Source organism: Mesorhizobium sp. PAMC28654 (genome assembly GCF_020616515.1).
Taxonomy (GTDB): Bacteria; Pseudomonadota; Alphaproteobacteria; order Rhizobiales; family Rhizobiaceae; genus Mesorhizobium.
Genome location: NZ_CP085135.1, coordinates 2,724,433 through 2,750,489 on the forward strand (window position 1 = coordinate 2,724,433; position 26,057 = coordinate 2,750,489).

Annotated in this window: 22 protein-coding genes and 1 tRNA gene; 13 read left to right on the forward strand and 10 right to left on the reverse strand. The window is 62.5% G+C overall.

Annotated elements, in window-relative coordinates; all coding sequences use genetic code 11:
• Positions 1-296: 296 nt before the first annotated feature.
• The 3 genes from zwf to edd all read left to right on the forward strand — a co-directional run bounded on the left by zwf (position 297) and on the right by edd (position 4,359).
• Entirely contained in the window at positions 297-1,766 is a 1,470-nt protein-coding gene (gene zwf / locus LGH82_RS13555) for a glucose-6-phosphate dehydrogenase (protein ID WP_227348941.1), read from the forward strand.
• Entirely contained in the window at positions 1,748-2,464 is a 717-nt protein-coding gene (gene pgl, locus LGH82_RS13560; RefSeq protein ID WP_227348942.1) for a 6-phosphogluconolactonase, read from the forward strand. The genes zwf and pgl overlap by 19 nt, the downstream gene beginning before the upstream one ends.
• Before the next feature lie 71 nt (positions 2,465-2,535).
• Complete coding sequence (gene edd, locus LGH82_RS13565) at positions 2,536-4,359, forward strand: phosphogluconate dehydratase (protein ID WP_227348943.1); 1,824 nt, start codon at positions 2,536-2,538, stop codon at positions 4,357-4,359.
• 67 nt (positions 4,360-4,426) lie between these two features.
• Here the strand turns inward: edd and LGH82_RS13570 are convergent, their stop codons facing one another.
• The 4 genes from LGH82_RS13570 to LGH82_RS13585 all read right to left on the reverse strand — a co-directional run bounded on the left by LGH82_RS13570 (position 4,427) and on the right by LGH82_RS13585 (position 10,903).
• Positions 4,427-6,106 (reverse strand): vWA domain-containing protein, encoded by a 1,680-nt coding sequence (locus LGH82_RS13570; protein WP_227348944.1) that lies wholly within the window; start codon positions 6,104-6,106, stop codon positions 4,427-4,429.
• A 157-nt stretch (positions 6,107-6,263) separates the two neighbouring features.
• The gene (locus LGH82_RS13575; RefSeq protein WP_227348945.1) at positions 6,264-7,262 is read right to left on the reverse strand and encodes a GlxA family transcriptional regulator; all 999 of its coding nucleotides are present in this window, start codon (positions 7,260-7,262) and stop codon (positions 6,264-6,266) included.
• An 11-nt stretch (positions 7,263-7,273) separates the two neighbouring features.
• Positions 7,274-8,173, reverse strand: coding sequence for a bifunctional methylenetetrahydrofolate dehydrogenase/methenyltetrahydrofolate cyclohydrolase FolD (gene folD / locus LGH82_RS13580; RefSeq protein ID WP_227348946.1), 900 nt, complete (start codon positions 8,171-8,173; stop codon positions 7,274-7,276).
• A 171-nt stretch (positions 8,174-8,344) separates the two neighbouring features.
• A complete protein-coding gene (locus LGH82_RS13585; protein ID WP_227348947.1) occupies positions 8,345-10,903 on the reverse strand; it encodes a GumC family protein in 2,559 nt (852 codons plus the stop codon).
• 199 nt (positions 10,904-11,102) lie between these two features.
• On the opposite strand from LGH82_RS13585, the gene LGH82_RS13590 reads away from it, so the two are divergent.
• Positions 11,103-12,398, forward strand: coding sequence for a lipopolysaccharide biosynthesis protein (locus tag LGH82_RS13590; RefSeq protein WP_227348948.1), 1,296 nt, complete (start codon positions 11,103-11,105; stop codon positions 12,396-12,398).
• Here the strand turns inward: LGH82_RS13590 and LGH82_RS13595 are convergent.
• Genes LGH82_RS13595 through LGH82_RS13605 form a run of 3 tightly spaced genes read right to left on the reverse strand, consistent with a single transcriptional unit; the run spans position 12,395 to position 15,280 of the window.
• A complete protein-coding gene (locus tag LGH82_RS13595; RefSeq protein WP_227348950.1) occupies positions 12,395-13,321 on the reverse strand; it encodes a DUF6492 family protein in 927 nt (308 codons plus the stop codon). The genes LGH82_RS13590 and LGH82_RS13595 overlap by 4 nt on opposite strands.
• Positions 13,314-14,111: a WecB/TagA/CpsF family glycosyltransferase gene (locus LGH82_RS13600; protein WP_227348952.1), complete on the reverse strand. Its 798-nt coding sequence runs from the start codon at positions 14,109-14,111 to the stop codon at positions 13,314-13,316. The genes LGH82_RS13595 and LGH82_RS13600 overlap by 8 nt, the downstream gene beginning before the upstream one ends.
• Positions 14,108-15,280, reverse strand: coding sequence for a glycosyltransferase (locus LGH82_RS13605; protein WP_227348953.1), 1,173 nt, complete (start codon positions 15,278-15,280; stop codon positions 14,108-14,110). Before LGH82_RS13605 ends, LGH82_RS13600 begins: the two co-directional genes overlap by 4 nt.
• Positions 15,281-15,452: 172 nt before the next feature.
• On the opposite strand from LGH82_RS13605, the gene LGH82_RS13610 reads away from it, so the two are divergent.
• The 3 genes from LGH82_RS13610 to proC all read left to right on the forward strand — a co-directional run bounded on the left by LGH82_RS13610 (position 15,453) and on the right by proC (position 18,715).
• Positions 15,453-16,451, forward strand: coding sequence for a glycosyltransferase family 2 protein (locus tag LGH82_RS13610; RefSeq protein ID WP_227348954.1), 999 nt, complete (start codon positions 15,453-15,455; stop codon positions 16,449-16,451).
• Entirely contained in the window at positions 16,420-17,742 is a 1,323-nt protein-coding gene (locus tag LGH82_RS13615; RefSeq protein WP_227348955.1) for an O-antigen ligase family protein, read from the forward strand. Before LGH82_RS13610 ends, LGH82_RS13615 begins: the two co-directional genes overlap by 32 nt.
• Before the next feature lie 157 nt (positions 17,743-17,899).
• Entirely contained in the window at positions 17,900-18,715 is an 816-nt protein-coding gene (gene proC, locus LGH82_RS13620) for a pyrroline-5-carboxylate reductase (protein ID WP_227348956.1), read from the forward strand.
• Positions 18,716-18,735: 20 nt separating this feature from the next.
• Here proC and LGH82_RS13625 read toward each other — a convergent pair whose 3' ends face one another.
• Positions 18,736-20,052, reverse strand: coding sequence for an NAD(P)H-dependent oxidoreductase (locus LGH82_RS13625; protein ID WP_227348957.1), 1,317 nt, complete (start codon positions 20,050-20,052; stop codon positions 18,736-18,738).
• Positions 20,053-20,433: 381 nt separating this feature from the next.
• Here LGH82_RS13625 and LGH82_RS13630 point away from each other — a divergent pair, with 381 nt between their 5' ends.
• The 3 genes from LGH82_RS13630 (at position 20,434) to LGH82_RS13640 (ending at position 22,682) form a co-directional block, all read left to right on the forward strand.
• Entirely contained in the window at positions 20,434-21,840 is a 1,407-nt protein-coding gene (locus LGH82_RS13630) for a PTS galactitol transporter subunit IIC (RefSeq protein ID WP_227348958.1), read from the forward strand.
• A gap of 75 nt (positions 21,841-21,915) precedes the next feature.
• Positions 21,916-22,377, forward strand: a complete 462-nt coding sequence (locus LGH82_RS13635; protein WP_227348959.1) for a PTS sugar transporter subunit IIA — start codon at positions 21,916-21,918, stop codon at positions 22,375-22,377.
• Positions 22,378-22,394: 17 nt separating this feature from the next.
• Positions 22,395-22,682, forward strand: coding sequence for a PTS sugar transporter subunit IIB (locus tag LGH82_RS13640; RefSeq protein ID WP_227348960.1), 288 nt, complete (start codon positions 22,395-22,397; stop codon positions 22,680-22,682).
• A 22-nt stretch (positions 22,683-22,704) separates the two neighbouring features.
• Here LGH82_RS13640 and LGH82_RS13645 read toward each other — a convergent pair whose 3' ends face one another.
• Both LGH82_RS13645 and LGH82_RS13650 read right to left on the reverse strand, forming a co-directional pair.
• On the reverse strand, positions 22,705-22,893 hold the full coding sequence (locus LGH82_RS13645) for a hypothetical protein (RefSeq protein ID WP_227348961.1): 189 nt from the start codon (positions 22,891-22,893) through the stop codon (positions 22,705-22,707).
• A 675-nt stretch (positions 22,894-23,568) separates the two neighbouring features.
• A tRNA-Thr gene (locus LGH82_RS13650) sits at positions 23,569-23,643 on the reverse strand.
• 166 nt (positions 23,644-23,809) lie between these two features.
• Here LGH82_RS13650 and LGH82_RS13655 point away from each other — a divergent pair.
• The 3 genes from LGH82_RS13655 (at position 23,810) to LGH82_RS13665 (ending at position 26,050) form a co-directional block, all read left to right on the forward strand.
• Positions 23,810-23,986 carry a hypothetical protein gene (locus tag LGH82_RS13655; protein ID WP_227348962.1) on the forward strand — a complete coding sequence of 59 codons (177 nt, stop codon included), beginning with the start codon at positions 23,810-23,812 and terminating at the stop codon, positions 23,984-23,986.
• A 144-nt stretch (positions 23,987-24,130) separates the two neighbouring features.
• On the forward strand, positions 24,131-25,423 hold the full coding sequence (gene murA, locus LGH82_RS13660) for a UDP-N-acetylglucosamine 1-carboxyvinyltransferase (protein WP_227348963.1): 1,293 nt from the start codon (positions 24,131-24,133) through the stop codon (positions 25,421-25,423).
• Positions 25,424-25,615: 192 nt separating this feature from the next.
• Positions 25,616-26,050 (forward strand): DUF2948 family protein, encoded by a 435-nt coding sequence (locus LGH82_RS13665; RefSeq protein WP_227348964.1) that lies wholly within the window; start codon positions 25,616-25,618, stop codon positions 26,048-26,050.
• The last annotated feature ends 7 nt before the right edge of the window (positions 26,051-26,057 follow it).

Consider the following 26,057-nt stretch of genomic DNA (forward strand, 5'->3'; position numbering starts at 1 on the left):
AGATCTCCCATAAATTGCACAGGAAGCCGCCGACCGCCGTGGCTCAGCGGTGACAGACATCGCGCCGATTTCTCTCTTAGCTTTCGTCACATTCGCGTTCTATGCTGCAATTGCGAAAGCTTCCGGGAGCCATCGCTTGCCGACAAGCCTCTGGGTAGCGTCGGTGTCAAGGGTACATGTGGAGCCAATCAATACCCCGCGATTGGTCCTGGATGTGACACCATGGCACTGGAAAATTTAAATCGATTAGATTATATCAGCCGCGTCACAGCGACCGGCGTCAAAGCGGACAGACCATGACCAGCCAGATCATCCCCGTCGACCCTTTCGACTTCATCATTTTCGGCGGCACCGGCGATCTGTCGGAACGAAAGCTTCTGCCGTCGCTCTACTATCGCCAGCGCGACCACCAGTTTTCCGAACCGACGCGTATCATCGGCACATCGCGCTCGAAGATGACCGACGAGGAATTCCAGGCCTTCGCCAAGCAGGCGATTTCCGACCACGTGAAGGCCGCCGATATCGACGCCAAGGAGTTGAAGACATTCCTTGCCCGCCTATCCTACATCTCGGCGGACGCAACGACCGGCGCCGGCTTCGACAAGCTGAAAAAGGCGATCGGCGACAGCGACAGCATCCGCGCCTTCTACCTGGCGGTGTCGCCGGCACTTTTTGGCGACATTTCGCACAAGCTCAAGGAAAACAAGCTGATCACGCCGAACTCGCGCATCGTGCTGGAAAAGCCGATCGGCCGCGACCTTGCGTCGGCGCGCGCGCTCAACGATCTGGTCGGCGACGACTTCCATGAAAGCCAGATCTTCCGCATCGACCACTATCTCGGCAAGGAAACGGTCCAGAACCTGATGGCGCTGCGCTTCGCCAACGCGCTTTACGAACCGCTCTGGAACTCCGCCCATATCGACCACGTGCAGATCACCGTGGCCGAAACCGTCGGCCTCGAGGACCGCGTCACCTATTACGACAAGGCCGGCGCGCTGCGCGACATGGTACAGAACCACATGCTGCAGCTCCTGTGTCTCGTCGCCATGGAGGCGCCGTCGTCGATGGACGCCGACGCCGTGCGCGACGAGAAGCTGAAGGTGCTCAGGGCCCTCAAGCGCATCAACGGCAATGAGGCGCCGAAGCATACCGTGCGCGGACAATACCGCGCCGGCGCCTCGTCTGGCGGCCCGGTGAAAGGCTATGTCGAGGAACTCGGCCACGACAGCAACACCGAGACCTTCGTCGCCATCAAGGCGGAGATCGGCACCTGGCGCTGGGCTGGCGTTCCATTTTACCTGCGAACCGGCAAGCGGCTGGCGACCCGGGTTTCGGAAATCGCCATCGAGTTCAAGCCGATCCCTCACTCGATCTTCGGCGACAGCGCCGGGCCGATCTTCGCCAACCAGCTGGTCATCCGGCTGCAGCCCGACGAGGGCGTCAAGCAGTTCATCATGATCAAGGATCCGGGGCCGGGCGGCATGCGATTGCGCCAGATCCCGCTCGACATGAGTTTCGCGCAGTCCTTCGACGGCCGCGCACCCGACGCCTATGAGCGGCTGATCATGGATGTCATCCGAGGCAACCAGACGCTGTTCATGCGCCGCGATGAAGTCGAGGCAGCCTGGAAATGGATCGACCCGATCCAGAATGCCTGGGAAAGTGCCCGGCAGGAAGCGCAAGGCTATACGGCGGGCACATGGGGGCCGTCGGCTTCCATTGCGCTCATCGAACGAGACGGGCGGACATGGCACGAGAGCAATTGAAGAGCGCCGCTTACGACTGGCACGCCTTTTCCGGGCGCGAGGAGCTGGCCGTGGCGCTGGCCGATCATATTGCCGAGCACTTGACCAAGGCGATCGCGAAGCGCGGCACGGCGCTGCTTGCCGTCTCCGGCGGCACCACGCCGGCAAAGCTCTTTGCGGTACTTTCGACCGCGCCGATCGCCTGGGACAAGGTGACGGTGACGCTGGTCGACGAGCGTTTCGTGCCGGCCTCGTCGCCGCGCTCCAACGCCGGGCTGGTTGCCGCCAATCTGTTGCAGAACGCGGCCAAGGCGGCGCGTTTTGTGCCGCTCTATCACGAGGCCACAAGCATCGAGGATGCGGCTGCATCCGACAATGCAGCGCTGCAAGCGCTGCCTTGGCCGCTCGACGTCGTCATCCTTGGCATGGGCGGCGACGGCCATACCGCCTCGTTCTTTCCGGATGCCGACGACCTGCCGGTCTTGCTGGATCCATCCTCGGACAGGATCGTCCTGCCGGTTCACGCGGCAAGCGCCGGCGAGCCACGACTGACGCTGTCGCTGGCGCGGATCATCGATGCCGGCTTCATCGCCTTGCACATCGAAGGCGGCGACAAGCGTAGTGCCTTCGAAAGCGCGATGGGGCCGGGCGAGCAAAAGCCCATTCGCGCCGTCTTCGACGCGTCTCCGAAAGCCGTAGAGGTTTTCTGGGCGCCCTGACTTCAACTGCTGATGGTCCCGGCCGATCGCCGGAAGGTGTTCCGGGACCTCGCCTGAAAAGGACCTGTGACATGACCGCCAGACGCGACATCGAAGCCATCACCGAACGCATCCGCCAGCGCTCGAAGCCGAGCCGCGAGGCCTATCTCGGCCGCATCGCCGAAGCGTCCAACCGCACCGCCAACCGGGCCGTGCTGTCCTGCGGCAACCTCGCCCATGGCTTCGCGGTCTGCAGCCCATCCGAGAAAGTGGCGCTGGGCGGCGACCGGGTGCCCAACCTCGGCATCATCACCTCCTATAACGACATGCTCTCGGCGCATCAGCCTTTCGAGACGTATCCGGCGCTGATCAAGGACGCTGCGCGCGAGGCCGGCGGCATCGCGCAGGTGGCCGGCGGCGTGCCAGCGATGTGCGATGGCGTCACCCAGGGCCAGCCCGGCATGGAGCTTTCGCTGTTTTCGCGCGACGTGATAGCCATGGCCGCCGCGATCGGCCTGTCGCACAATATGTTCGACGCGGCCGTCTATCTCGGTGTCTGCGACAAGATCGTGCCTGGGCTGGTGATCGCGGCGCTGACTTTCGGCCACCTGCCGGCGGTATTCATTCCGGCCGGACCGATGACGACCGGCCTGCCCAACGACGAGAAGGCCCGGATCCGCCAGCTCTACGCCGAAGGCAAGGTCGGACGGGCCGAATTGCTGGAAGCCGAGTCCAAGTCCTATCACGGGCCGGGCACCTGCACCTTCTATGGCACGGCCAACTCCAACCAGATGCTGATGGAGATCATGGGGCTGCACACGCCCGGCGCCTCCTTCGTCAATCCCGGCACGCCGCTGCGCGACGCGCTGACCAGGGAAGCAACCAAGCGGGCGCTGGCGATCACCGCGCTCGGCAATGCCTACACGCCTGCAGGCCGGATGATCGACGAACGCTCGATCGTCAATGGCATTGTCGGCCTGCACACCACCGGCGGCTCGACCAACCACACCATCCACCTGATCGCCATGGCGGCGGCGGCTGGCATCAGCATCACCTGGCAGGACATTTCCGACCTTTCGGAAGCAGTGCCGCTGCTGGCGCGAGTCTATCCGAACGGCCTTGCCGACGTGAACCATTTCCACGCCGCCGGCGGGCTCGGCTTCCTGATCCGCGAACTGCTCGACGAAGGCATCCTGCATGAGGACGTTCAGACGGTTTGGGGCGAAGGACTGCGACCCTACGCGGTCGAGGCCAGGCTCGGCCCCGATGGCAGCGTCGTGCGCGAGGCTTCGCCCAGCGAAAGCGGCGACGACAAGGTTCTGGCGCCTTACAAGAAGGCGTTCCAGCCGACAGGCGGCGTCAAAGTGCTGTCAGGCAATCTCGGCCACGCCGTCATCAAGACGTCCGCCGTGAAGCCGGAACGGCGCGTCATCGAGGCTCCGGCAAAGGTCTTCGACAGCCAGCAAGGCTTGAACGATGCCTTCAAGGCCGGTTCACTCACCGGCGATTTCGTCGCCGTCATCCGCTTCCAGGGTCCGAAGGCCAACGGCATGCCGGAACTGCACAAGCTGACCACCGTGCTCGGCATTCTTCAGGACCGCGGCCAACGCGTGGCGCTGGTGACCGACGGGCGCATGTCGGGCGCCTCGGGCAAGGTGCCGGCTGCCATTCATGTCACGCCGGAGGCAGTCGAGAACGGGCCCATCGCCAGGGTCCATGATGGCGATATCGTCAGGCTCGATGCCGACGCCGGAATACTGGAAGTTCTGGTGCCGGCTGGGGATCTCGCCCTGCGCCGGCCGGCCGAGGTCGACCTCATCGGCAACGAATTCGGTTTTGGCCGCGAACTGTTCGCGGGGTTCCGGCAGTTGGTGGGCCGCGCCGACCATGGCGCCAGTGCCTTCGGCACGGCCTGACGGCACATCTGTCCCCAAAGAAAGGGCGGCTCCTGGCCGCCCTTTCGAGGTAACGAAAGCACGCTTCCTACTGGACCGTAAGTTCGGCCCGTGCTCCCGCCTTGACCGTCACGGTGCTTTCCTTCGAGCTGGTATCCGACTTTCCCGCCACGACCACATAGTCGCCTGCCGGTATCGCTGTCTGGTACTTCTGATCATAGGCATAGCCGACGGATTTGCGGTTGCCGTTGATGTCCTTCTTCTGCTCAAAGATCTCGATCTTCTCGGCTCCAGGCGCGGTGATGGCCAGCACGCCGGCGTTCATCGCGACTTTCAGCTCCTGATGCTCACCGACCTTGACGGTGAACGGCTGCTCGACAACCGCCAGATCGACCGTCGCGATCATCACATAGTCGTTGGGCGGCAGCCAGAATTTGCTGTCGGGCCCATAGGAATTGTCGACATTCTCCCTTGTGCCGTCGACCCCCTTCTTCGCCTTGACGATCTGGAAGTCGATGCCGGAGCCATCGGCCTTGTCGCCGCCGGCAACATAGAAGGCGTTGACGTTGATGTTTCCAACGCCGACGATCACATCCTTCTCCGCCGTCTTGCCCGCCGCCAGCTGGATGGTTTCGGTGACCGTCCCGCTGCCGATCTTGACCGTGACTTGCTGCTCGCCGGCCGGCACGATGACCGTGGAATTGCCATAGGACGTGGTGCTGCCGCCTGGGTAGACGACCTCGACCGTCGCGCCATCCAGAACGTCGGCCCCCTCATTCGGCCGCGGATGAATGACGAGTGTGCCGGCATTCAGCGTGAAGACGGGCTTGTAGACATGGCCAGCCTCGACCTTGAGCTTCTGCTCGGTCTTCACCTCGCCGTCGCGTGCGACAACAAGGTAATCGCCTGATTCAAGATTGCCCTTGTAGGCCCCGTATTCGGTTGTGACGATATCGCCCCGCGTGCCGTCGGCTTGCGCCTTGTAGATCTCCCACACATTGCCGTCCGTCAGGGCATCGCCGCCCTCGGCGAACACAGCAGTTGGCAGGAAATTGAATTCTGGCTTTTCGGGTGCCGGAGCGGCTACGGGCGCAGGCGCGGGAGGTGCCGGCTGCGGCGCGGGTGCCGGCGCCGGGGCCGGCGCAGCCGCGGCGATGGTTTCGACCAACGCGTCGCGCAACGCCTTCTCGTCCGAAGCCTGGATGTATTTGCCGCCCGTGTTTTCGGCGAGGCATGCGACCTGCCTCCCCTCGTCGGCGCTGAGGCCGAAGCCGACGACGTCGGCGGTGAAATCGACTCCGGACGCCTTCAGCTCCTTGCCGAGCGCGCAAGGGTCGCCGCCACATGTTTCAATTCCATCGGTGATGAGAATGACGGTCGCCTTTTCTTCTGTATATTTCAGCGCTTCCGCCGCCTGTTTGACGGCTGCCGTCAGCGGTGTCTTGCCAAGGAATTTCAAGTTGTCCGCGGCTGCCGAAATCGCGCTTGCCGATCCGGCCTGTGGCGGGACGATGAGCTCGATATCCTCGCAACTGCCCTTCTCACGGCGGCCATAGGCCATGAAGCCTATTTCCTTGTCGGCCGGGATCGACTGCAGCACGGTTCTAAGCGACTGACGCGCGATTTCTTGCCTGGGCTTGCCATCGATCTGCGACCACATGGAACCGGAAGCATCGAGTATGATAATTACGCGATCGGCGGCAAAGCCGGACGCCGTCGTGCAAAGAAGGAGCAGCGCCACGGCGACGCTCCGTGAAAATCCCACCATGTAAATCTCCTGAGAAGCCTCTGGTCCGCGAGCGAAAGTTATTTGAGGCGACTGCCGCGCACAAGCCCGAGCACTGTCATCGCACGACAAGCTATGACTGCAAATGGGTGAGGCAAGGGGTGGACTGGAGCATGCGCCAGCAGAACAAAAAGCCGGCTCAGTATGTCGTGCGGCGCTCTTCGGACGGCGGCCTGCCGAACTGCAACCGGTAGCTCTGGGCGAAATAGGAATGTGAGGTGAAGCCGGTGGCGATCGCCACGTCGAGGATCGGCATGTTGGTCTGGCGCAGCAATTCGCGCGCGCGTTCAAGCCGCAGCCGCATGTAGTAGCGGCCGGGAGTAACGCTGAGATGGCGCAGGAACAGGCGTTCGACCTGGCGCACCGACAGGCCCGCCGACTTGGCAAGCTGCACCGCCGAGAGCGGCTCGTCGAGATGGTCGGCCATCAGTTCGACGATGCGCCGCAGTTTCTCCGACTTGCCGGTCAGGTCACGCTCGGGCCCGACGCGCTGGCGGTCGCCGGCTGAACGGATGCGCTCGTGCTGGAACTGGTTGGCGACGCCATTGGCGAGATTCGAGCCGAAATCCCCACGCACGATTTCCAGCATCAGGTCGATCGAGGTGGTGCCGCCGGCGCAGGTGTAGCGCTTGCGATCGATCTCGAAGACGTTGCCGGTGCAGTTGATGTCGGGAAAGCGCTCTACGAAGCCGGCACGGTTTTCCCAGTGGATGGTGCAGCGATAGCCCTCGAGCTGGCCTGCCTCGGCGAGCAGATAGGATCCGACAGAGAGCGCGCCGAGCGCGTTGCCACGACGGCCCCAGCTGCGCAGCGCCGACAGAACCTTGCTCTTGCCGGGGAACTCCGTCGTCAGGCCGACCGAAACGAAGAGGATGTCGACCGGCGGCAGGTCGGCGACGCTGTAGTCGATCTTGAGCGGCAGGCCGTTTGAGGCCATGACCGGATCACCATCGGCGGACACCGTGGTCCAGCCATAGAAATCGCGACCCAGCAGCCGGTTGGCGGAGCGGAACGTGTCGATCGCCGCTGCCAGCGAAAACATGGAGAACTTGTCGACCAGCAGGAAGGCGAATTGCCGGCCACCTTGAACGGTCTCATTCACGGCCGGCCGCTCTACAGGAACAGTGGGGTTGGGCAAAGCAGGCGCTCTCAGAAAGAGGGCCGTTTCAGTCCGGCCGCAAGATAGGCCGAGGCTAGCGTATTGGCCATCAGCATTGCAATGGTCATCGGCCCGACGCCGCCTGGAACAGGCGTGATGGCGCCGGCCACCTTGGCAGCCTCGGCATAGGCGACATCGCCAACCAGGCGCGACTTGCCCTCGCCCTTCTCGGGCGCCGGAATGCGATTGATGCCGACATCGATGACGGTAGCACCCGGCTTTACCCAGTCACCCCTGACCATTTCGGGCCGGCCGACGGCGGCGACCAGAATATCGGCGGTGCGGGCCAGTGCCGGCAGGTCCTTGGTACGGCTGTGCGCGATGGTGACCGTGCAATTGGCGGCGAGCAGCAGATTGGCCATCGGCTTGCCAACGATGTTGGAGCGGCCGACGACGACCGCGTTGAGACCGGACAGGTCCTTGCCGCGCACGCGCTCGATCAGCAGCATCGAACCGGCGGGCGTGCAGGGTACGAAGGCCGTCTCGAGTTCGCCCGTGCCGAGCTTGCCGACATTGATGAAATGGAAGCCGTCGACATCCTTTTCCGGCGCGATGGTCTGGATGATCTTGCCCGCATCGATATGAGCCGGAAGCGGCAGCTGCACCAGGATGCCATTGATGGCGGGGTCGGCGTTGAGCCCGCCGATGATCTTCAGCAGATCCCGCTCGGACGTTTCGGCCGGCAGAGTGTGCTGGACCGAATGGAAGCCGCATTCCTTGGCGGTGCGGGATTTGGAAGCGACGTAGACCTGGCTTGCCGGATCCTCGCCGACGATGACGACGGCGAGACCGGGCTTGGCAATGCCATTCGCGGCAAGCTCGGCCGTCAAGGTCTTGACTATCCGCACCACGTCTTCGGCGACGCTCTTTCCGTCAATCACTTCAGCCATGAACCACCCTCTACACCATTCTGTACCAAAAGCGCCGCATATGAATGCCGCACATCCAGGTGCGCCTCTACGCAATTCGTCAGTGCGGCATTTTCACGAAAATTGGGCGGGGCAATCCCGTCAATGCGCCGTCCCATGCCGTTAACTCGAAACAGGCATATTTTATTCGGCTTAGAAGTAACGCCGGCGTGCGCGGCTCTCCGTGAGCTCCTGAACCGCCTCGCGGAACTCACGCAGGCTGGCGCGGATTTCCTCGATCGGCGTTTGCTGCTCGGCAGCGTCCGAAGCCGGAGATGCCGATGGGTCCCAAGGATAGGCGTCCTGCCGCGGCGCGACAGCCTGAAGAGGAGCCGGTTGCTGTGGATAGTACGCCGGCCCGGCATAGGGCGCCGTCGCCTGCGGATAGGTATAGCCCGCCGGCGGCTGCATCTGCCACGACTGAGCGTGGGGATAACCCGCCTGCTGGGGATATGGATAGGGCGTGGCCGGATATGCCGGATATGTGGCCTGTCGCGGCATGATGTCGTCAGTCAGAGGCGGCTCGGCCGTCTGCCGCGGAAGGGGAGCATAGGCGCCTTGCGGCGGCGGTGGTGCGTAGCCGGGCTGCTGGGGTGCCATGGGCTTCGCGGCAACAGCCGGAGAGATCGGCTGGCTGGGCAGCGTATCCGGGAACTTCTCCGCGTGTGCCTTGCCGGGCTTGGTCTTGCGGAACACCGACAGAAGGCCAGCGAGACGGCCAGTGCGAGCCGCCTCGATTGGCCGAACAGACGGGGGTGCCGCCTGATAGGCCTTGTCCTCGAAAGGCGTCCGGCGCTCTTCAGTGCCGCGGCGCGATCTCGAATTGGCTGTTTCACGCAAGCTCTCATAGGCGCCGCGCATGACGCCGAGACCGACACCTGAGGCCAGGCCCAGCAGCAGCCCGGCAAGCGCAATGACAGCGCGCGACGGTCCCTTTGCCTCGAGTGGGGCGACAGCCGGGGTGAGCACATCGATGTTGGCGGTGTTGATGTTCTTCTGCTCGCCGGTTTCCTTGGAGCGCAGAAGATATTGTTCATAGACGGAACGCTTGGCGGCTGCCTCACGCTCGAGCTCGCGCATGGTGACGAGGTCGCTGTTGACGTCACCGCTTTGGACTTTCGCCTGCGCCAGCCGGGAAGCGAGGTCCTGTTCCAGCTGGACCGCGCGCTTCAGGTCGACCTGAAGCGAAGAGGCGATGCGGCGCAGTTCCGCGGCGATGAGTTCGCGCGCGCCGGCAATCTGGGCGTCGAGAGCCTGGAGTTCGGGATGACGTGGCCCGAGCCGGACCGCGGCGCGGGCAGCCTCCTGCTTCAGCGTCGCATATTGCGAGCGCAGATCACTCATGGTGTTGGAGTTGATCTCTTCCGGCAATGTGCCGGTCAGCACCGAATTCACATCGATCGAACGCGCCGATGCTGCCCGGGCATTGAGCTCCAGCGTGCGGGCGCGGGCGACGGAGAGCTGCTCGTTGAGCTTCAGCATCTGATCATCACTGATCAGATGGCCTTGCGCGTCGACAAGGCCATGCGTGGCCCTGAAATCCTCGACCTTGCGTTCGGCCGCTTCGACATTCTTGCGCAACTCGTCGAGCTTGGACGTCAGTGCTTCCGTCGCGCGCACCGCCATGTCGGACTGGTATTGACCAGTCTCCTGCTGGAAGACGGTCCCGACCGTAGTGGCGATGAGAGCGGACATCTCGCCATCCTGGGTGGTGGCGCTGATGGAGACGACAAAGGTCTTGCCGGTGCGCTCGACCGACAGGCTCTCGGCCAGATTGCGAACGGCCAAAGCCCGGCGGCGGACTTCATCGGCGCCACCCGGCCCATCTTGGCGCGACAGTATCGACCGGATGAGTGACATGACGCCGAGGCCGCCTGAACCCTGGCCGTTGAATTCGGGATTGTCGACGAGCTTGAGTTGGTCGACGACCTTGTTGAGGACGTTGCCGGACGTGAGCATCTTGATCCGGGTTTCGACGACAGCCAGCGCGGCATCGGGCTGCCCCACCGACTGGGTAAGATCCCGGTCGGAAAGCTTGAGGTCGCCCGGTGCGATAACCAGTTCAGTGGTGGCTTCGTATTTCTTGGGCGTCGACAGGGCGATCGCGATGCCCAGCGCCGCACCCAGGATCGTCGTCGTCACGATCAGCGCCTTCGACCTGGCAACGCCGCGAACCACCTGCATCGGATCGATCAGCGGCTTCCACTGCTGCGTATCCTCACGAAACGGGTGTTCTTCGCTGGCGTAACGGGGCTCCGCGGCCACATCCGACTGTGCGGTGCCGAAAGCGTTGGCGGAAGCGGGCTGTGGCTGTGGTGCAGTTTGCGCGTAACTTGTCGGGTCTGTCTCGGCCGCCAGCAATTCGGCGCTGGAATCGTTCGGCCGCTTCCCACCCAGCCAACCCGGCAGCAAGCCGGCCAATCCGGATGTTTGCTCCGTTTGCGCGGCTGGTATTTGGGGAGCCGTGAACTGTTGGTCAGCGCCAGGCTGGCCAGCCTCACCGGTCGCAGTCGGTATCGGCTGCGCCCGCGCTTCGCGCCGTGAACGGGCAAGGCGATGGCGCGTGGCGGCATCCTCGCGCCATGACGGGTCTGTTCGATCGCCGATCGACACCAGCGATGCGTCGACGTCCTCCTCGCCGCGCACAGCCTGGCCGAGCGCGAGCAAGGACCGCTCGCGCTTCCAGTCTTCACGGTTTTCCCTGTCGACCATTGTCTTTGAGCTTTACTCTTGGCGGCGTGGAGCGGCGGTCGGCCATTCGTTAAGCCACGCTAAACAGGCATAGGAAACAAAAGGTTAATTTTGATGGATTGAAAGCAAAGTTCCCCGCATTGGTTGTGTACTTTTTTCCATTGCACCCGATGGCTTCAGAACGGCACGTTAAGTTTTCCGATCTATCCTTTCGGGACGCATGACACAGGCCAGTGACATACCGCAAAGGCGGCCCCTCGCCCGGATCGGCTTCTTTCTGGCCGAACGACGGAAGCTGCTTCTCGACTATTTCTCGGCAATCAGCGGCGCTGGCGGCCGGCTGGTCTTTTCACTCGCCTATTTCATCGCACTGGCCAACACGCTGTCGATCTCCGAGTTCGGCATGTTCGCCACCGCGTCGGCGGCCGGCGTCATGCTCTCGCGTATACTCGCCTTCGGCTTCATCTCGGCGCTTTATCGCACGGCCACGATCCGCCCCAAGCTGATCGGCACGTTCACCGCCGGCTTTCTCCTGCTCGGCGTTGTGTCGCTGCCGTTGCTGGCAGCGGCCTCCTACGGCGTCTATCTGATTTTCTTCGCCAGCAACGTGCCGCTGTCGGTGTTCGCGGCAATCGTGTTTGCCGAAGCGCTTCTATGGCGCCCGGTCGAGGTGGTGCTGATCGTCAATAACGGTCTCGGCAAGTTCGGCCGCGCCGCCTTGCTGGCGATCCTGGCGACGGCCTTGCGGGCGCTCGGCGCCGTGCTGTTCATGTTCTCAGCGGAGCGGACGGTTGGCGTCTGGTCCTGGTACTATATCGGCGCCAACGCCGCTTCCTTGCTGCTTGCCTTCGGATTCTTCTATCCGCGCCAGCGACTGCGGCTACGCACGGAACTCTATCTGCGGCGGCTCGCAGATTCCATCTACGTGGCTGGCGCGGAAGTGCTGTTCTATCTGCAGTCGGAGTTCGACAAGCTGCTGGTGCTGGCGATCGGCGGCCCGCATCTGGCCGGTATCTATGCTATCATCATGCGCCTGGTCGACCTGACGGCGATCCCAATCCGCACCTTCTCGATGATGCTGGTGCAGCGGATGATGCGGGCACCGGACCTGTTGTCCCGGCTGACGGTCAAAAGCGGCATCGAAGGCGGCGTTTTCCTCGTCTCCACCTCAGCGCTGCTGGCGCTGGGCATCGTGCTGCATTTCTTCCCCAACGCGCTGGGCAAGAATGTCTCCGAGGCCGCGCCTCTGGTTGCGCTGGCGATCTGCGTTCCCGGTCTGCGCAATCTTGTCGAATACCAGGCCGAACTTCTGTTCGCGCGCGGCCAGACGCTGGTGCGGGCAATCAATCTCGGACTGCTCGCCGGGTTGAAGGCGGTGCTCTTGACCTATGTGCTGACAACCATATCGGACACGCCCAATCTGGTGTTGTCGCTGAACGTGGTCTTCCTGCTGATGTATCTCGCTTCGGCGCTGCTCACCTATTCGGCAATGCGCAAGCCGGCCAAGCCGATCTAGCTATCAGGCCCGATCAAACGGCGGATACGGCCAATGTCCGTGCCGATGAAAGACTGCATGCCGATAGCGACCTGTTCGGGCGCCATGGCCGCGACGAAACTGCGAAATTCGTCGTCCGACAATGCCTTCCCGGTCCAGTGGACGCGGCAGAATTCTTCCGAACCATGGAAATGACCCGCGCCGCCCAGCACGTCATCGACATAGCGGCCGTAGATCATGCATTCGGAGAATTTGCGAGCCGAACCGATGACCTGAACCCAGTTGCGACCGTGGACCTTTTCAATCTCGGCACACATCGCCATCACGGTTTGGCGGCGCCACGCGATCAGCGTTGAAATATAGTCATGCGTCGAAACCACGGCTTCGTCGATGCCAAGGGCCGCACCCGCGTTGCGCGACCAGATGCGATGTTCCTCATGGCCGCTGCCCGACAGCACGCCATCGCGACGAAACAGGCGCACCTTGCCATTGCGCCAGAAGGCGCCGCAATCGAAGGGTCTGAGGAAGGCGACATCGGAATCACAGAAGATCAGCACGTCTTCGCTGGCGTGCGCGGCGATGGCGATGCGACGCAGCTGCTGCACGTGCCACCCGCGCAGCGGCATGGTCTTCAGGCTAAGCCAGATGCGCCGGCGAAACAGGCTGAGCGGATCGTCAAAGGCGTGCAGCCAGCGCGGCAGCAGGTCCCGTTCGTCGACAATCGTGCGACGGTTGTTCTGCAATTGACGAAACAGGGCCAGGTCGCGGTGTTCGACGAGAATGTAGTGATGCGCGACACCGGAAACATGACGGTCGACGGTCTCGCACAGAAGACGGCAGCGCTCGAAATCCGGCGCATAGCTTGCCGTCACGATTGCGGCTGTGGGTGCCCGAGGAAGCATGCCAGGTTCGACATCGACCCCAGGTACGAACCGGCTATTCACGAGTTCTCTCCTGCGGGATCGCCCCGCGTGACAGTTTCTGACGCACAACGCGCCATAGAAACAACGGATTGCCGACCACGTATCGACGCCAGAGCCGGCCCGGTTCGACCACCAGCCGAAACAGCCATTCGAGCCGCAGCTGACGCATCCACAAGGGCGCGCGCGGCACCGTACCGCTGAGGAAATCGAGCAATGCGCCGACGGCGATCGGCAACGTGCAGTGGCGCGCATCGATGTGGCGCGCGATCCACAACTCCTGACGCGGAACCCCCATGGCGACGAGCAGCACGTCCGGCCGCAATTTGGCGATCCGATCGACGATACCCTGCTCCTGCCCGGCCGAAAAATAGCCGTCATGGATGACGACGAATGTGTGCTGGACCGCGAGTGCGGCCAGTTTCACCGCGGCCGCTTCGGCATTGACCCGTGTTGCCCCGAGAAGCCCTACAGTGAGCGGCCTGGCCGACGCCTGCAGGAAGGCAGGGACGAAATCCGTACCGTTGAGATTGTCCGGAAACGGCGCCCCGTAGAGCAGCTTGGCCGCCAGATCCACGCCGACGCCGTCTGGCAGGATGAGAAAATCGTCGAGCGCCTCGGCAAAGACCGGGTCCGTGTAGGCAATGTTGGCGTTATGCGCGTTGAGAAAACTGACCTTGGTGAAGCGCCGCTCGGCAACCAGGCGGGCCAGCAGCGCAATCGCGTCGTCCCAGCGAATGGCGAGCACCGAGATGCCCAGGATCGTCTTCAGATTGTCGAGGCCAGATGCCGCGCGGCCGGAATGCATGTTCATGCATAGGCCTCCTGCCTGACGGGCCCAAGTTTTTCCAGACCATGCCTGATCGCGGCATCGAGCGCCTTGACCTGTCGGCGATGGAATGCGCTGCCGTCGACGTCCCTGACATCGGCCACCGCTGCCTCCAGCGCGCCGGCAAAGGCAATGGGATCGTCGGTGACGACGCAGTTGGCCGGGCGATGGTCTATGCCGCGTAGCGAGCGGCTTGTCGCGACAGATGGCAGACCCAGTTCGAACGTCTCGATGGTCTTGAGCTGCACACCGCTGCCGGCCGTGCTGATCAGTGGAATGACGGCGGCGGAGCGCACAAAGGCCTCGGCGTCCGGTACACGTCCGATGAATTTCACGCCGGGGTGCGTCGAGGCAATGCCTGACGGCATGCTGCCAGCGATCCTGACGCGGAAATCCGGCCGCAGATGCGGCACGACCCTTTCCAGGAACCACTCGAGCCCGATGCGGTTCGGCTGCCAGGTCCATGTGCCGATCAGCGCGGCGTCACAATCGATCTGGCGCGGCCCTGTTTGTTTCGGCGCCTGCGTGAACGTCACCAGCGGCAGCACCGCGGAACGGTCGACAGCGGCGACGCCAAGCGCTTCACGGTCTTCTTCGGCCAGCGTGAAGACAAAGCGCGCCCGGCGGCAGAGCCGTTCTTCCATGGTCTCCAACAGCCGTGCCTCGCGGCGAAACAGAAACCGCTGGAAAACACTGCCCGCGGCAGCCGCGTTCTCCTGCGCCGAACGATGCTCGACATTGTGGGCAACGAAGATCGACGGCCGGTCGTCGAAGAGCTTTTCGAAGGCGCCAGCGAATTGCACGGAATTCAGCACATAGCCGTCAAAGGGGCCGGCGCGCCCGACGGCGGCAAGAACCTCGCTGTCGGAGGCCGCGCGCAACTTCACCGACGCGAATGTGAGACCCGACAGCATTGCCTTGGCGACCCAGGCAAGCTTCTGCCGCGACGAGGCGTTTTCGGTGCGCACGTCAAGGGCGCCGAGCACGATGGTATTTTCTGGGTCGACGGGTTCTTTTCCCGGCCAGGTGAAGCCGATGACGGTGACGCGCGCGCCGGCACGCCGCAAGGCGGCGATGATCGCGGCGTTGGCAATCTCGTAACCCGAGGCGAGAGCGCCGTCGGGCACGATCGATGTGGCGAACAGCAGATGCATCTCACCTATCCTGTGGTGTAGCCGGTAGCAAAGCGCGGTGAACCCTTGATTAAACGAGCACAATCGACGACGGAAAGACTTGGGTTTGCAGGCTTCTCCGTGAAAGGTGATTAACGAAACCTTATCACCGTGGTGGTACCCAGAACCAAACTCACCATGTGGCTGGACACGGATGAACCCTTTGCCATCGGACAGTTCGGTATCGATCGCGGGGCGGTCTGCCGGGCTTGTGACCGAAGCGGTTGACGTCGTCGTCACGCTGCCGACCTTCAAGCGTCCCGAACAGGTGCTGGAAACGCTGGCTTCGCTCAAGGCGCAGGAAACCTCCCGGCGCTTTGCCGTCATCGTCATGGAAAACGAGGCCGAAGCGCGTGCCGGCGCCAATGCCGCGCTGCCGCTGTTCGAGCGCGGCGACATCCCCGGCATGGTGATCATCGCGCATCAGCGCGGCAATTGCAGTGCCTACAATGCCGGTTGGCAGACGGCGATCCTGCACTTCCCGAACTTCCGGCACCTGCTGGTCATCGACGATGACGAAATCGCCGAGCCGCAATGGCTCGAGCGCATGTGCAAGGCCGCCGAAACGCTTGGCGCCGACATTGTCGGCGGCCCGCAAGTGCCGGTCTTCGCCGATTCCGCCCATGCGAAATGGGCCGAGCATCCGGTTTTCGCTCCACCCTATCGCCAGACTGGGCGTGTGCCCGCGCTTTATTCGTCGGGCAATCTACTGGTGGGGCGCAACGTGCTCATTGCAATGGGGCCGCCCTTCCTCGATCTCAAGTTCAATTTCATGGGTGGCGGCGATTCCGATTTCCTGAGCCGGTCAGCGCAAAGAGGCTTCGTGCTTGGCTGGTGCGCGGAAGCAAGAGTGCACGAGACCGTTCCGGCGCGGCGGGTCGAAGCCGACTGGATTCGCGCCCGCAGCCTGCGCAACGGCGTGATCTCGACGCTGGTCGAAAAGAAGAAGTGGGCCGGCACACCAATGGCCAGTTCGAAAGTCTTCCTGAAAAGCCTGGTGCTGCTTGCCGCTTCGCCGCTTCGCGGCGCGATCAAGCTGGCGCGAACGGGGTCGTTGGCCGCGGCAGCCTATCCAGTCCATGTCGCACTCGGCCGGGTGCTTGCCGAATTCGGATATGCCAATGAGCAGTATCGGCAGCCTGAGAAGAACTGAACGCGCGCCACTGAGCGCGGTGTTCACACGGGACGGCGTCGCTACAGCGATCGCCGCGCTGCTGTTCACCGTCATCATCGTGTCCTTCCGCCCCTTTCAGCCTGCCGGCGCAGAATTGACGGGCGATGGCGGCGACATCGTCAACCAGCTCGGCTTTGGCTCGCTCGGCGTCGTCTCGATCTTCTCGCTCATGGCTTTCGCCGAGCCACGCGTGGTGCGCTCGCTGCTCAGCCCGTCCTGGCTGCTGATGCTGGGCTTCTTCATGTTTTCAGTCGTGATGGCGACCGATCCGTCATCGGCCATGCGTGCCGCCTCCTTCACGCTCATCGGCATCCTGACGATGGCCACCATCCTGGTGCTGCCGCGTGACGCCGAGGCGTTTTCAAGCGTCATCATCTTCACGGCCTGTGTGGTCATGGGCCTCTCCTATGTCGGCCTTTTCGTGTTTCCCAATGAGGCCCTGCACACGGTGAATTCAACCGAGCCCGAACATGCCGGCCTATGGCGCGGCGTGTTCACCCACAAGAACATCGCAGGCCCGATCATGGCCTGCTTCAGCTTCGCTGGGCTCTATCTCTTCCGGCGCGGGCGGCGCAAAGCCGGCATTGTCATCTTCTGCGCGGCGATGATCTTCATGTTCCACACCGGCTCCAAGACGACAGCGGGGCTGGTGCCGTTTTCGATCCTGATCGTCATGTTTCCGAGCCTGATGGGAATGCGGCTGGGCACGCCGATCCTGTTTGCACTGGCGATCATCGGTACGGCGGTCGGTACGCTCGGCATCGTCTTCCTGCCACCGGTGAAGCATCTGGCTGCTGTTTATTTCCCGGACCTGACCTATACCGGGCGCACCACACTGTGGGAGTTCGCAGGGAGCATGCTGGCGAAGAAGCCGTGGACCGGTTACGGCTATGAAAGCTTCTGGGGCACGCCGTTGCTGCTCAACCAGGACCAGCCCTTCGACCGTCCATGGGACATCCGCACCATCGTGCACGGCCATGACGGCTATCTCGACATCGCCGTTCTGATGGGCATTTCGGCACTTTGCGTAGCTGTCTACACCTTCCTCATCGCGCCGCTGCGCGACTACATGCGCATTCCCCTGCGCAAGGAAAACATCTACCTCGGCGACTTCTTCATGATGGTGGTGCTGTTCACGGCACTGAACGCTTTCCTCGAAAGCTTCTTCTTCCATCGCGGCGACCCGGTCTGGCTGTTTTTCGTGCTCGGCGTGCTTGGCCTGAGGCAAGTCTCGCTGCGGCCAATCGCCGTGCGCGAGCCGTCCCGATAAGGCCTCTCCCGGCACATTGCCGACACCTGTACCGCCGCGCGTCCAACCGGGCCGCAAGGGACGCTGCGGCACATCGATTTTTGCGCATGATCCTTTCCGAAATCGATTTCGATTTTCAAGGTCATGCGCTAAGGGAAGCCTTCCTTAGGAGGCTTCCATGACGATCAGGCTTGTTCTCGCCGGCTGCGGCAATATGGGTTACGCCATGCTTTCGGGCTGGCTGAAATCAGGCAAGCTTGCGCCATCAGCGGTTTTCGTGGTCGAACCCAATGCCGAATTGCGCCACCGGGCCGAAGCGCTGGGCTGTGGCTCCGCCGCCGACGCCGGCTCCATTCCGGCCGATGCCGTACCGGCCCTTGTGGTCGTCGCCGTGAAGCCTCAGGTGATCCGCGACGTCACGGCGGCATACAAACGTTTTGACGACGGGCGCACAACCTTCGTCAGCATTGCGGCCGGAACACCGGTCGCCACCTTCGAGGACATCCTTGGCGATCGCGCGCCGATCATGCGGTGCATGCCCAACACGCCGGCGGCCATCGGCAAGGGCATGATGGTGGTGTTTTCCAACAAGCTGGTTTCGGACGATACGAAGCATTTCGTCGCTGATCTTCTGTCGGCCAGCGGCGAAGTGACCACTATTGACGACGAGGGCCTGATGGATGCGGTGACGGCGGTGTCCGGATCCGGCCCCGCCTACATCTTCCACTTCATCGAAGCGCTGACAGTGGCAGCCGAGAAGGCGGGATTGCCGAGCAAGACCGCCAAGCTGCTGGCCATGCAGACGGTCTACGGCGCCGCCTCGCTCGCCGCTGAAAGCCATGAGGAGCCGGGCCTGCTGCGCCAACAGGTGACCAGCCCCAACGGGACAACGGCGGCGGCGCTGGCGGTGCTGATGGGCGAAGACCGGCTGACGGACCTTCTTACCGAGGCCGTGGAAGCGGCGCGGCTGCGGTCGATCGAACTAGGCAAATAGAGTTTTTCTGGCTCCCGCCCTCAGTTCGCCCCATACAGCATCTCGTCCTGTAGCCGGCGCAGGGCGAACAGTCTCGTCGTCTGGTCGGGCGCTGAATTTTCGGCGGTCAGCAGTTCGCCTTTCTTGACCGCTTTCAGCACCTTGCCGCCCTCCAGCAGGCCGACGGGCACGGCGCGTTGCGCGCGTGCCTCGCCCACGGTCATGGTCCATGAGCGGTAGCAGGTCTCGCCGATCGCATCGAACGTCTCGCCGGCGGCCAGATCGCGCTTGGCAACGGCGCAGACCTCGGCCACCGGCTTCGGCAGCGGCACCATGTCCGGCTTGCCGAAAAGCATGATACGCGCCGCCGTCAGCGGCACTTCCAGTGATGTCAGGTGATAGGGCCGGAAGAGGCTGTAATAGGGACCGTGGCCGATGTGGAGATCGTCCATGCGCTCGATGATGCGCGGATGAGTCGCCTCGACGATGACGAAGACGCCGGGCGCCACGCCCTTGCCGACGGTGTAGTCGACGACGCCCTTCTTCAAGAGAAGCCCGCCGTCCTCACGTGGGATCAACACCTTGGCGAGATCATCGCGATCGGCCTTGGGTCCATGCATGCCGGGAACATCGGGCACCAGCCCGGTGGCGTTGGCGATGGCGCACATCTCGACCATGGTCTTCGAGCCATCGACGAACTCGACGAGCATGCGTGGGTTCATGTTGCGGCGTATCGCTTCCGCGCGATAGTCGTCGGGCACGGCGTCGTGATTGAGCGGGTTGTTCTTGCCCTTGCCAGCCGAGACGATGGTCAGGCCAAGCGCGGAAGCGAACTCGATCAGTTCCATGCAGCTTGACGGCTCGTCACCGGCGCCGACCGAATAGACGACGCCAAGCCGATCGGCCTGCTGCTTCAGATAACAGCCGATGGTGACGTCGGCTTCGACATTCATCATCACCAGATGCTTGCCGTGCTCCATCGCCATCAGGTCGAAATCGGCGGCAACACCGGGTTTTCCGGTGGCGTCGATGACGACGTCGATCAACGGGTTGGTCACCAGCATTTCGTTCGAGGTGATGGCGATCTTTCCGTTTTCGATCGCCTGGGTGACCTTCGATTGCGTGTCGGCCTCGGCTGCCATCGCTTCGTCACCATAGGCGATGCGGATCGCATCCCGCGCGGTGTGCGGACGGCGGGTCGAGACGGCGCAGACCGAAATACCCGGCATCAGCATGCCCTGCGTCACCAGATCCGTGCCCATCTCGCCCGAGCCGATGACGCCGATGCGCACCGGCCGGCCCTCGGCGGCGCGCTTTGCGAGATCGCGGGCAAGCCCGGTCAGGGCGACATTGGTCATGCTGGAACGTCCACTGCTTCTTGATCCAGGGCCGGATTAGCAGGGATCAGGCCCGGCTTGCCAATGAAACCGGCGGTTGGCGGCAATTTCCAACAAATTCGTTCCGGCAGGCGCGGTCGTTTGGGTGAGTGTGCCCGCCTAGCGCGGGTCGATTGGCCCAAAGGGATACCAATTGACATTGTTGAGAACAGCAATAATAAAACATTCGTTCGCCAACAAAGGCAAATGTTCACCGCTACATCTGAATCGGGGAGCGTTTCGCATCGCGTTGGGTTGGGGAGTGCCTCTGTACCGGAATGGCAACAGAGGCTTTGGTTGAAATCAACGGAGCATCGTTGTGAGGCATCGAGCCGATAACTCGATGCTCCAGGGGGAGGAAGAATGGACACTATTCTCGCGGGCCTCAAAGGGGCTATCGACACGCTTGGCCCGACGATCCTGCTGCCGATCGTCATTTTCATCATCGCCGTGGTTCTGGGCGCCAAGGTCAGCAAGGCTTTCCGCGCCGCCGTCACCATCGGCGTCGCCTTCATCGGCATCAATCTGGTGCTTGGTCTCATGTTCACGTCGATCGGCGACGTTGCCAAGGCCATTGTCACCAACACCGGCATCCATCGTGACATCATCGATGTCGGCTGGCCATCGGCCGCGGCCATCGCTTTCGGCTCGTCGGTTGGCCTGTGGGTCATTCCGGTCGGCATCCTCGTCAACATCGTGCTTCTGCTGACGCGCATGACCCGCACGCTCAATGTCGACGTCTGGAATTTCTGGCATTTCGCCTTTGTCGGCTCGCTCGTCGTCGCCGCGACCGACAATCTGGCCTATGGCATCGCGGTCGCCGCACTTGTCGCCGCGCTGTCGCTGCTCTTCGCCGACTGGTCGGCGCGCGCGGTGCAGCAATTCTATGGCGTGCCCGGCATTTCCGTGCCGCATCTCGCCTCGGCGCAGATCCTGCCGATCGCCATTGTGCTCAACTGGATCATGGACCGCATTCCGGGGATCAACCGCATCAACATCAACACCGATACCATCGAGCGCCGGTTCGGCGTGTTCGGCGAACCTGTCGTGATGGGCCTCATCATCGGCCTCGTACTTGGTGCGATCGCCTTCTACAATGCGGGTGATCTCAGCGTGGTGCTGGCCAAGGTGCTGGGCACCGGCATGACACTGGCAGCCGTGATGCTGCTGCTGCCGCGCATGGTGAAGATCCTGATGGAAGGCCTGCTCCCGGTTTCCGACGCGGCCCAGGCGTTCGTGCGCAAGCGCACCGGCGATCGCGAGCTTCTCGTTGGTCTGGATTCCGCGATCCTGATCGGCCATCCGGCGGCGATCTCGTCGTCACTGATCCTGGTGCCCATCGCGATCATCCTGTCCATCATACTGCCGGGCAACCGCGTCATCCTGTTCGCCGACCTGGCGGTCATCCCCTTCATCGTCGCCATGACCGCGCCCTTGGTCAAAGGCAACGTGTTCCGCATGGTGGTGATCGGCACGGTGACACTCGCCATCGGCTTCTACGTCGCCAATGCGCTGGCGCCGCTGTTCACCAGCGCCGCCGTCTCATCGGGCTTCAAGCTGCCGGCGGACGCGCTGCAGATCACCTCGGTCGTCGACGGCTTCCTGTGGGTGCCTTATGTGATCATCGAGGCGATCCAGGGACTTGGGCTCATCGGCATCGTCGTCATGGCGGTGGTCATCGCGGCGCTGTTCGTCCTCTACCGCCGCAATCCGCTCGGCTGGGAACGGGCCGCTGGTGCGGAGGATGAGCCTGCCGAAGGCAAGGCTTGACCCTCATCGCGCCTTGAATTTGAAGCGATCGTGCGCCCTTCCCGGGCGCACGATTCTTATGGACGGAGCAAAAACATGTCTGACGGACTCATGCATCTCCTGGACCCGGAAGCGATCGTGCTCGGATCCGATGCATCGACCAATGAGGAGATCATCCGCATCCTGGCCGGCAGGCTGGAGATGTTGGGCTACGTCAAAAGTTCCTACGCCGACGCGGTCGTGCGTCGCGAAATGACGATTCCTACCGGCTTGCCCTTGGAGCGTCCCGACAATGTCGCCGTGCCGCATACCGATCCGGAGCATGTGTTGAAGCCGGGGATCGCCATGGGCACATTGAAGACGCCCGTCACCTTCGCCAACATGGAAGACCCCGACGAGAAGCTGCCGGTAGGCTTCGTGTTCCTCCTTGCCATCAACGACAAGGACAAGCAGATTGAGGCGCTGCAGACCGTCATGGCCACGATCCAGAACCCCGCCGCGCTCGATGGCCTGAGGACGGCCAGGACGCTTGACGACGTGCGTGCCGTGCTCGGCTGAAACAAGGAGATTTAGATATGTCCAGACAGAAAACGATTCTCTTTGCCTGCGGTACCGGCATCGCCACCTCGACGGCCGTCAATGTCGCCGTCACAGAGGAAATGAAAAAGCGTGGCCTCACCTTCAATGCCCAGCAGGCAAAGGCCACGGAAGTGCCGTCACTGGCTGACAATGTTGACTTCATCGTCGCCACCACGCCGATCTCCGCCTCGGTCACAAAACCGGTGATCAAGGGCCTCGCCTTCCTCACCGGCATCGGCAAGGACAAGGTGCTTGACGAGATCGAGGCGCAACTGCGCAAGTAGCGGACGCGAGACCGTACCGAGGCTACAGGCCTCGGCAAGCGGGGCTCCGACCCCAGCTATGCGGGAAACAGTCCCAAGGCCGGTCCACGCTTGCCAAGAAGCGGGCGAAGATCGGATTGAAGCGATCCGCCGCATCCCTGAACGGCGCATGGCCCGGCTTTTCGAGCAGATGGGTCTTGCCCTTCCATGTCCATGGCGGCTTGCTGGACATGTGACAATCCTGTTGACCCTGTTGACGGCAACAAGTGGCGTAGTCGTGAACCGGTTTCGCCAGCGATGCCGCTGTCAGTCTGTTTGTTTCGGGTGGTTTGACGACTCCGCCGAGATGACCAGCCCTTTTCGCGCTGCCCTCGCCATTCAGGGCATGGGCTTAACCAGGACAAACAGGCACCACAATACGAACATTGACCGGCGGCCTTCACACGCGGGCACGCATTCGTCGATGAAAAGTCGACGTGGAATGTTCGATCAGTTTCTGTTACCGTTCCCATTCCAAGGAAGCGGGAGAGGCCTGACCATGAAATCCGACGAGACGGAAGACGATAGGACGCAACCTTTTGGTAGCGGCTATATTGTCTTCTTGCTGGTAATGGGCGCGTTGCTGGCAAGCACCATCTATTTTGAACTTTGGGTTTAGAGCGACAGTGATTGATTGAATTCTAGCGTGATTTTGGCGACTATTTCTTGTTTTAGTATTCGCTACACGTAACGTCGGCATCCGCGTTCCCGCGGAATGATCACATTCAAGCTCTCCCGAAGATTGATCGGCATCACCGCGACGCGGGCTCTCCGACCCACGGGAGAGTTCTTCACGCTGATTGCTCTTAACCCGCGAATGGTAATTGCAAGGGAGCAATATCCGCCAACAATGCCGGTCGTTGGAGAATGGTGCTGCGAGAGAGGATTGAACTCTCGACCTCTCCCTTACCAAGGGAGTGCTCTACCACTGAGCTACCGCAGCCGATGGCGGGCTTCTGCCATATCGAACCGACAAGCGCAAGCCAGGAACAAGGCCAAAAGCAACACCTGTGGGAAAGCATGGACCAACTGGTTTTGCGGACATGGGCGCGCCACAATGTTGACTATGCCTGAAGGTGCGCCGGCTGATCGTCGGCCGGGACGTGACAATGGACGAGAAGACAAATCCACCGAAAAAAGGCGGAACCGATCGCAAGAGCCGGTTGGCCGAGCAATTGCGCGCCAACCTGCAGAAGCGCAAGGCGCAGTTGCGCTCGCGGCGGACCGGCGAGGCCGACCAGCGGCCGGACGGGCTTGGCGTATCAAAGGAATTGCAAAAAGATTAACTCAAATCAGCCACTCTTGGTGCGGACGCCAGGAAATCCTATTTCTTGAACCAGACGGTTTCTTGAACCAGACTGGCCAATGGTCTAGACGGGCCGACACTCAAACGATTGAAACCGGCTTTTTGGCCGAGGGGACATTCTTCCATGGATCGCATCAGAATTGTCGGCGGCAACCAGCTTGCCGGAAGCATTCCGATCTCCGGCGCCAAGAACGCCGCGCTGCCGTTGATGATCGCCTCCTTGCTGACCGACGACACGCTCACCCTCGAAAACGTGCCGCATCTGGCCGATGTCGAGCAGCTTATCCGCATCCTCGGCAATCACGGCGTCGACTACTCAGTCAATGGCCGCCGCGAAAAGCAGAATGAGGGCTACTCGCGCACCATCAATTTCTCGGCGCGCAACATCGTCGACACGACTGCCCCTTACGAACTGGTGTCGAAGATGCGCGCGTCGTTCTGGGTGATCGGCCCGCTGCTTGCCCGCATGGGCGAAGCCAAGGTGTCACTGCCCGGCGGTTGCGCCATCGGCACACGCCCGGTCGATCTCTTCCTCGAAGGCCTGCAGGCGCTGGGCGCCGATATCGACGTCGATACCGGTTATGTCATCGCCAAGACCAGGAACGGCCGCCTTGTCGGCAACCGCTATGTGTTCCCGAAAGTATCGGTCGGCGCCACGCATGTGCTGATGATGGCGGCGTCGCTGGCCAAAGGCGAGACGGTTCTCGAAAACGCGGCCTGCGAACCCGAGATCGTCAACCTCGCCGAATGCCTCAACGCCATGGGCGCGAAAATTTCCGGCGCCGGGACACCGACCATCACCATCGACGGCGTCGAATCGCTGTCGGGCGCACGCGTGCGGGTGATTCCCGACCGCATCGAGACCGGCACCTATGCCATGGCGGTCGCCATGACCGGTGGCGATGTCGTGCTTGAAGGCGCGCGTCCGGAGTTGCTGCAGACCGCCCTCGACATCATCAGCCAGACCGGCGCCGAGATCACGCCGACCAATTCCGGCATCCGCGTCAAGCGCAACGGCGCCGGCATTTCGCCGGTCGACGTGACGACGGCGCCCTTCCCGGCGTTCCCGACCGACCTGCAAGCGCAGTTCATGGGCCTGATGACGATGGCCAAGGGCAAGTCGCGCATCACCGAGACGATTTTTGAGAACCGCTTCATGCATGTGCAGGAACTGGCCCGGCTCGGCGCCCACATCACGCTTTCCGGCCAGACCGCGATCGTCGACGGCGTCTCCAAGCTGAAGGGCGCACCGGTCATGGCGACAGACCTTCGCGCATCGGTCTCGCTGGTCATCGCCGGCCTCGCGGCCGAGGGTGAGACGACAGTCAACCGCGTCTATCACCTCGATCGCGGCTTCGAGCGGCTGGAGGAAAAACTGTCCGGCTGCGGCGCTGTGATCGAGCGGATTTCGGCATAGCCAGGTCCGCGGAACCGCCGCGCGGTTGCACGGACTGGAAAGACCGCCTGGAGCCTGCTTCATCTCGATGAGAGTGAGATGAAGGCTCCAGATTCGTGCTTGAGCATGATCTTTTCCGAAAACCGGTTTCCACTTTTCGGGATCATGCTCTAACAGAAGGCTGAACAGTCAACTTTCAGGTGCGAAAACCGCATGAATGCCCTCAAGCTTGTCGCGCTCGACGATCAGGACCTGAGCATCGTCTCGGCCCATGTCCAGGACGCCGTGATGAAGATCGCCGACCTCGAATTCCTGCCTTCGGCCAAGCGCTTCGTGCTGACCATGAACCGTTTCGTCTGGGAGGCGAAATCAGGTCTGTTCCGCCAGCACAATGAGCGGCGGCAGGCCGTGCTGCATTTCGACCGTGTGCTCGGCGCCAAGACCAACGGCATTGCCCGTGAAAAGCCAGCCGAGGTCTTGTCGCTGCTGGCGATCAGCTTCGTCGAGATCAGCAAGCCCGCCGGCATTGTCGAGCTGATATTTTCGGGAGGCGGCACCATCATGCTCGATGTCGAGTGCATCGAGGCGCGCCTTGCCGACATCGGCGGCGCCTGGGAAGCCACATCGCGCCCCGCGCACAAGGCTTGAGCGACTT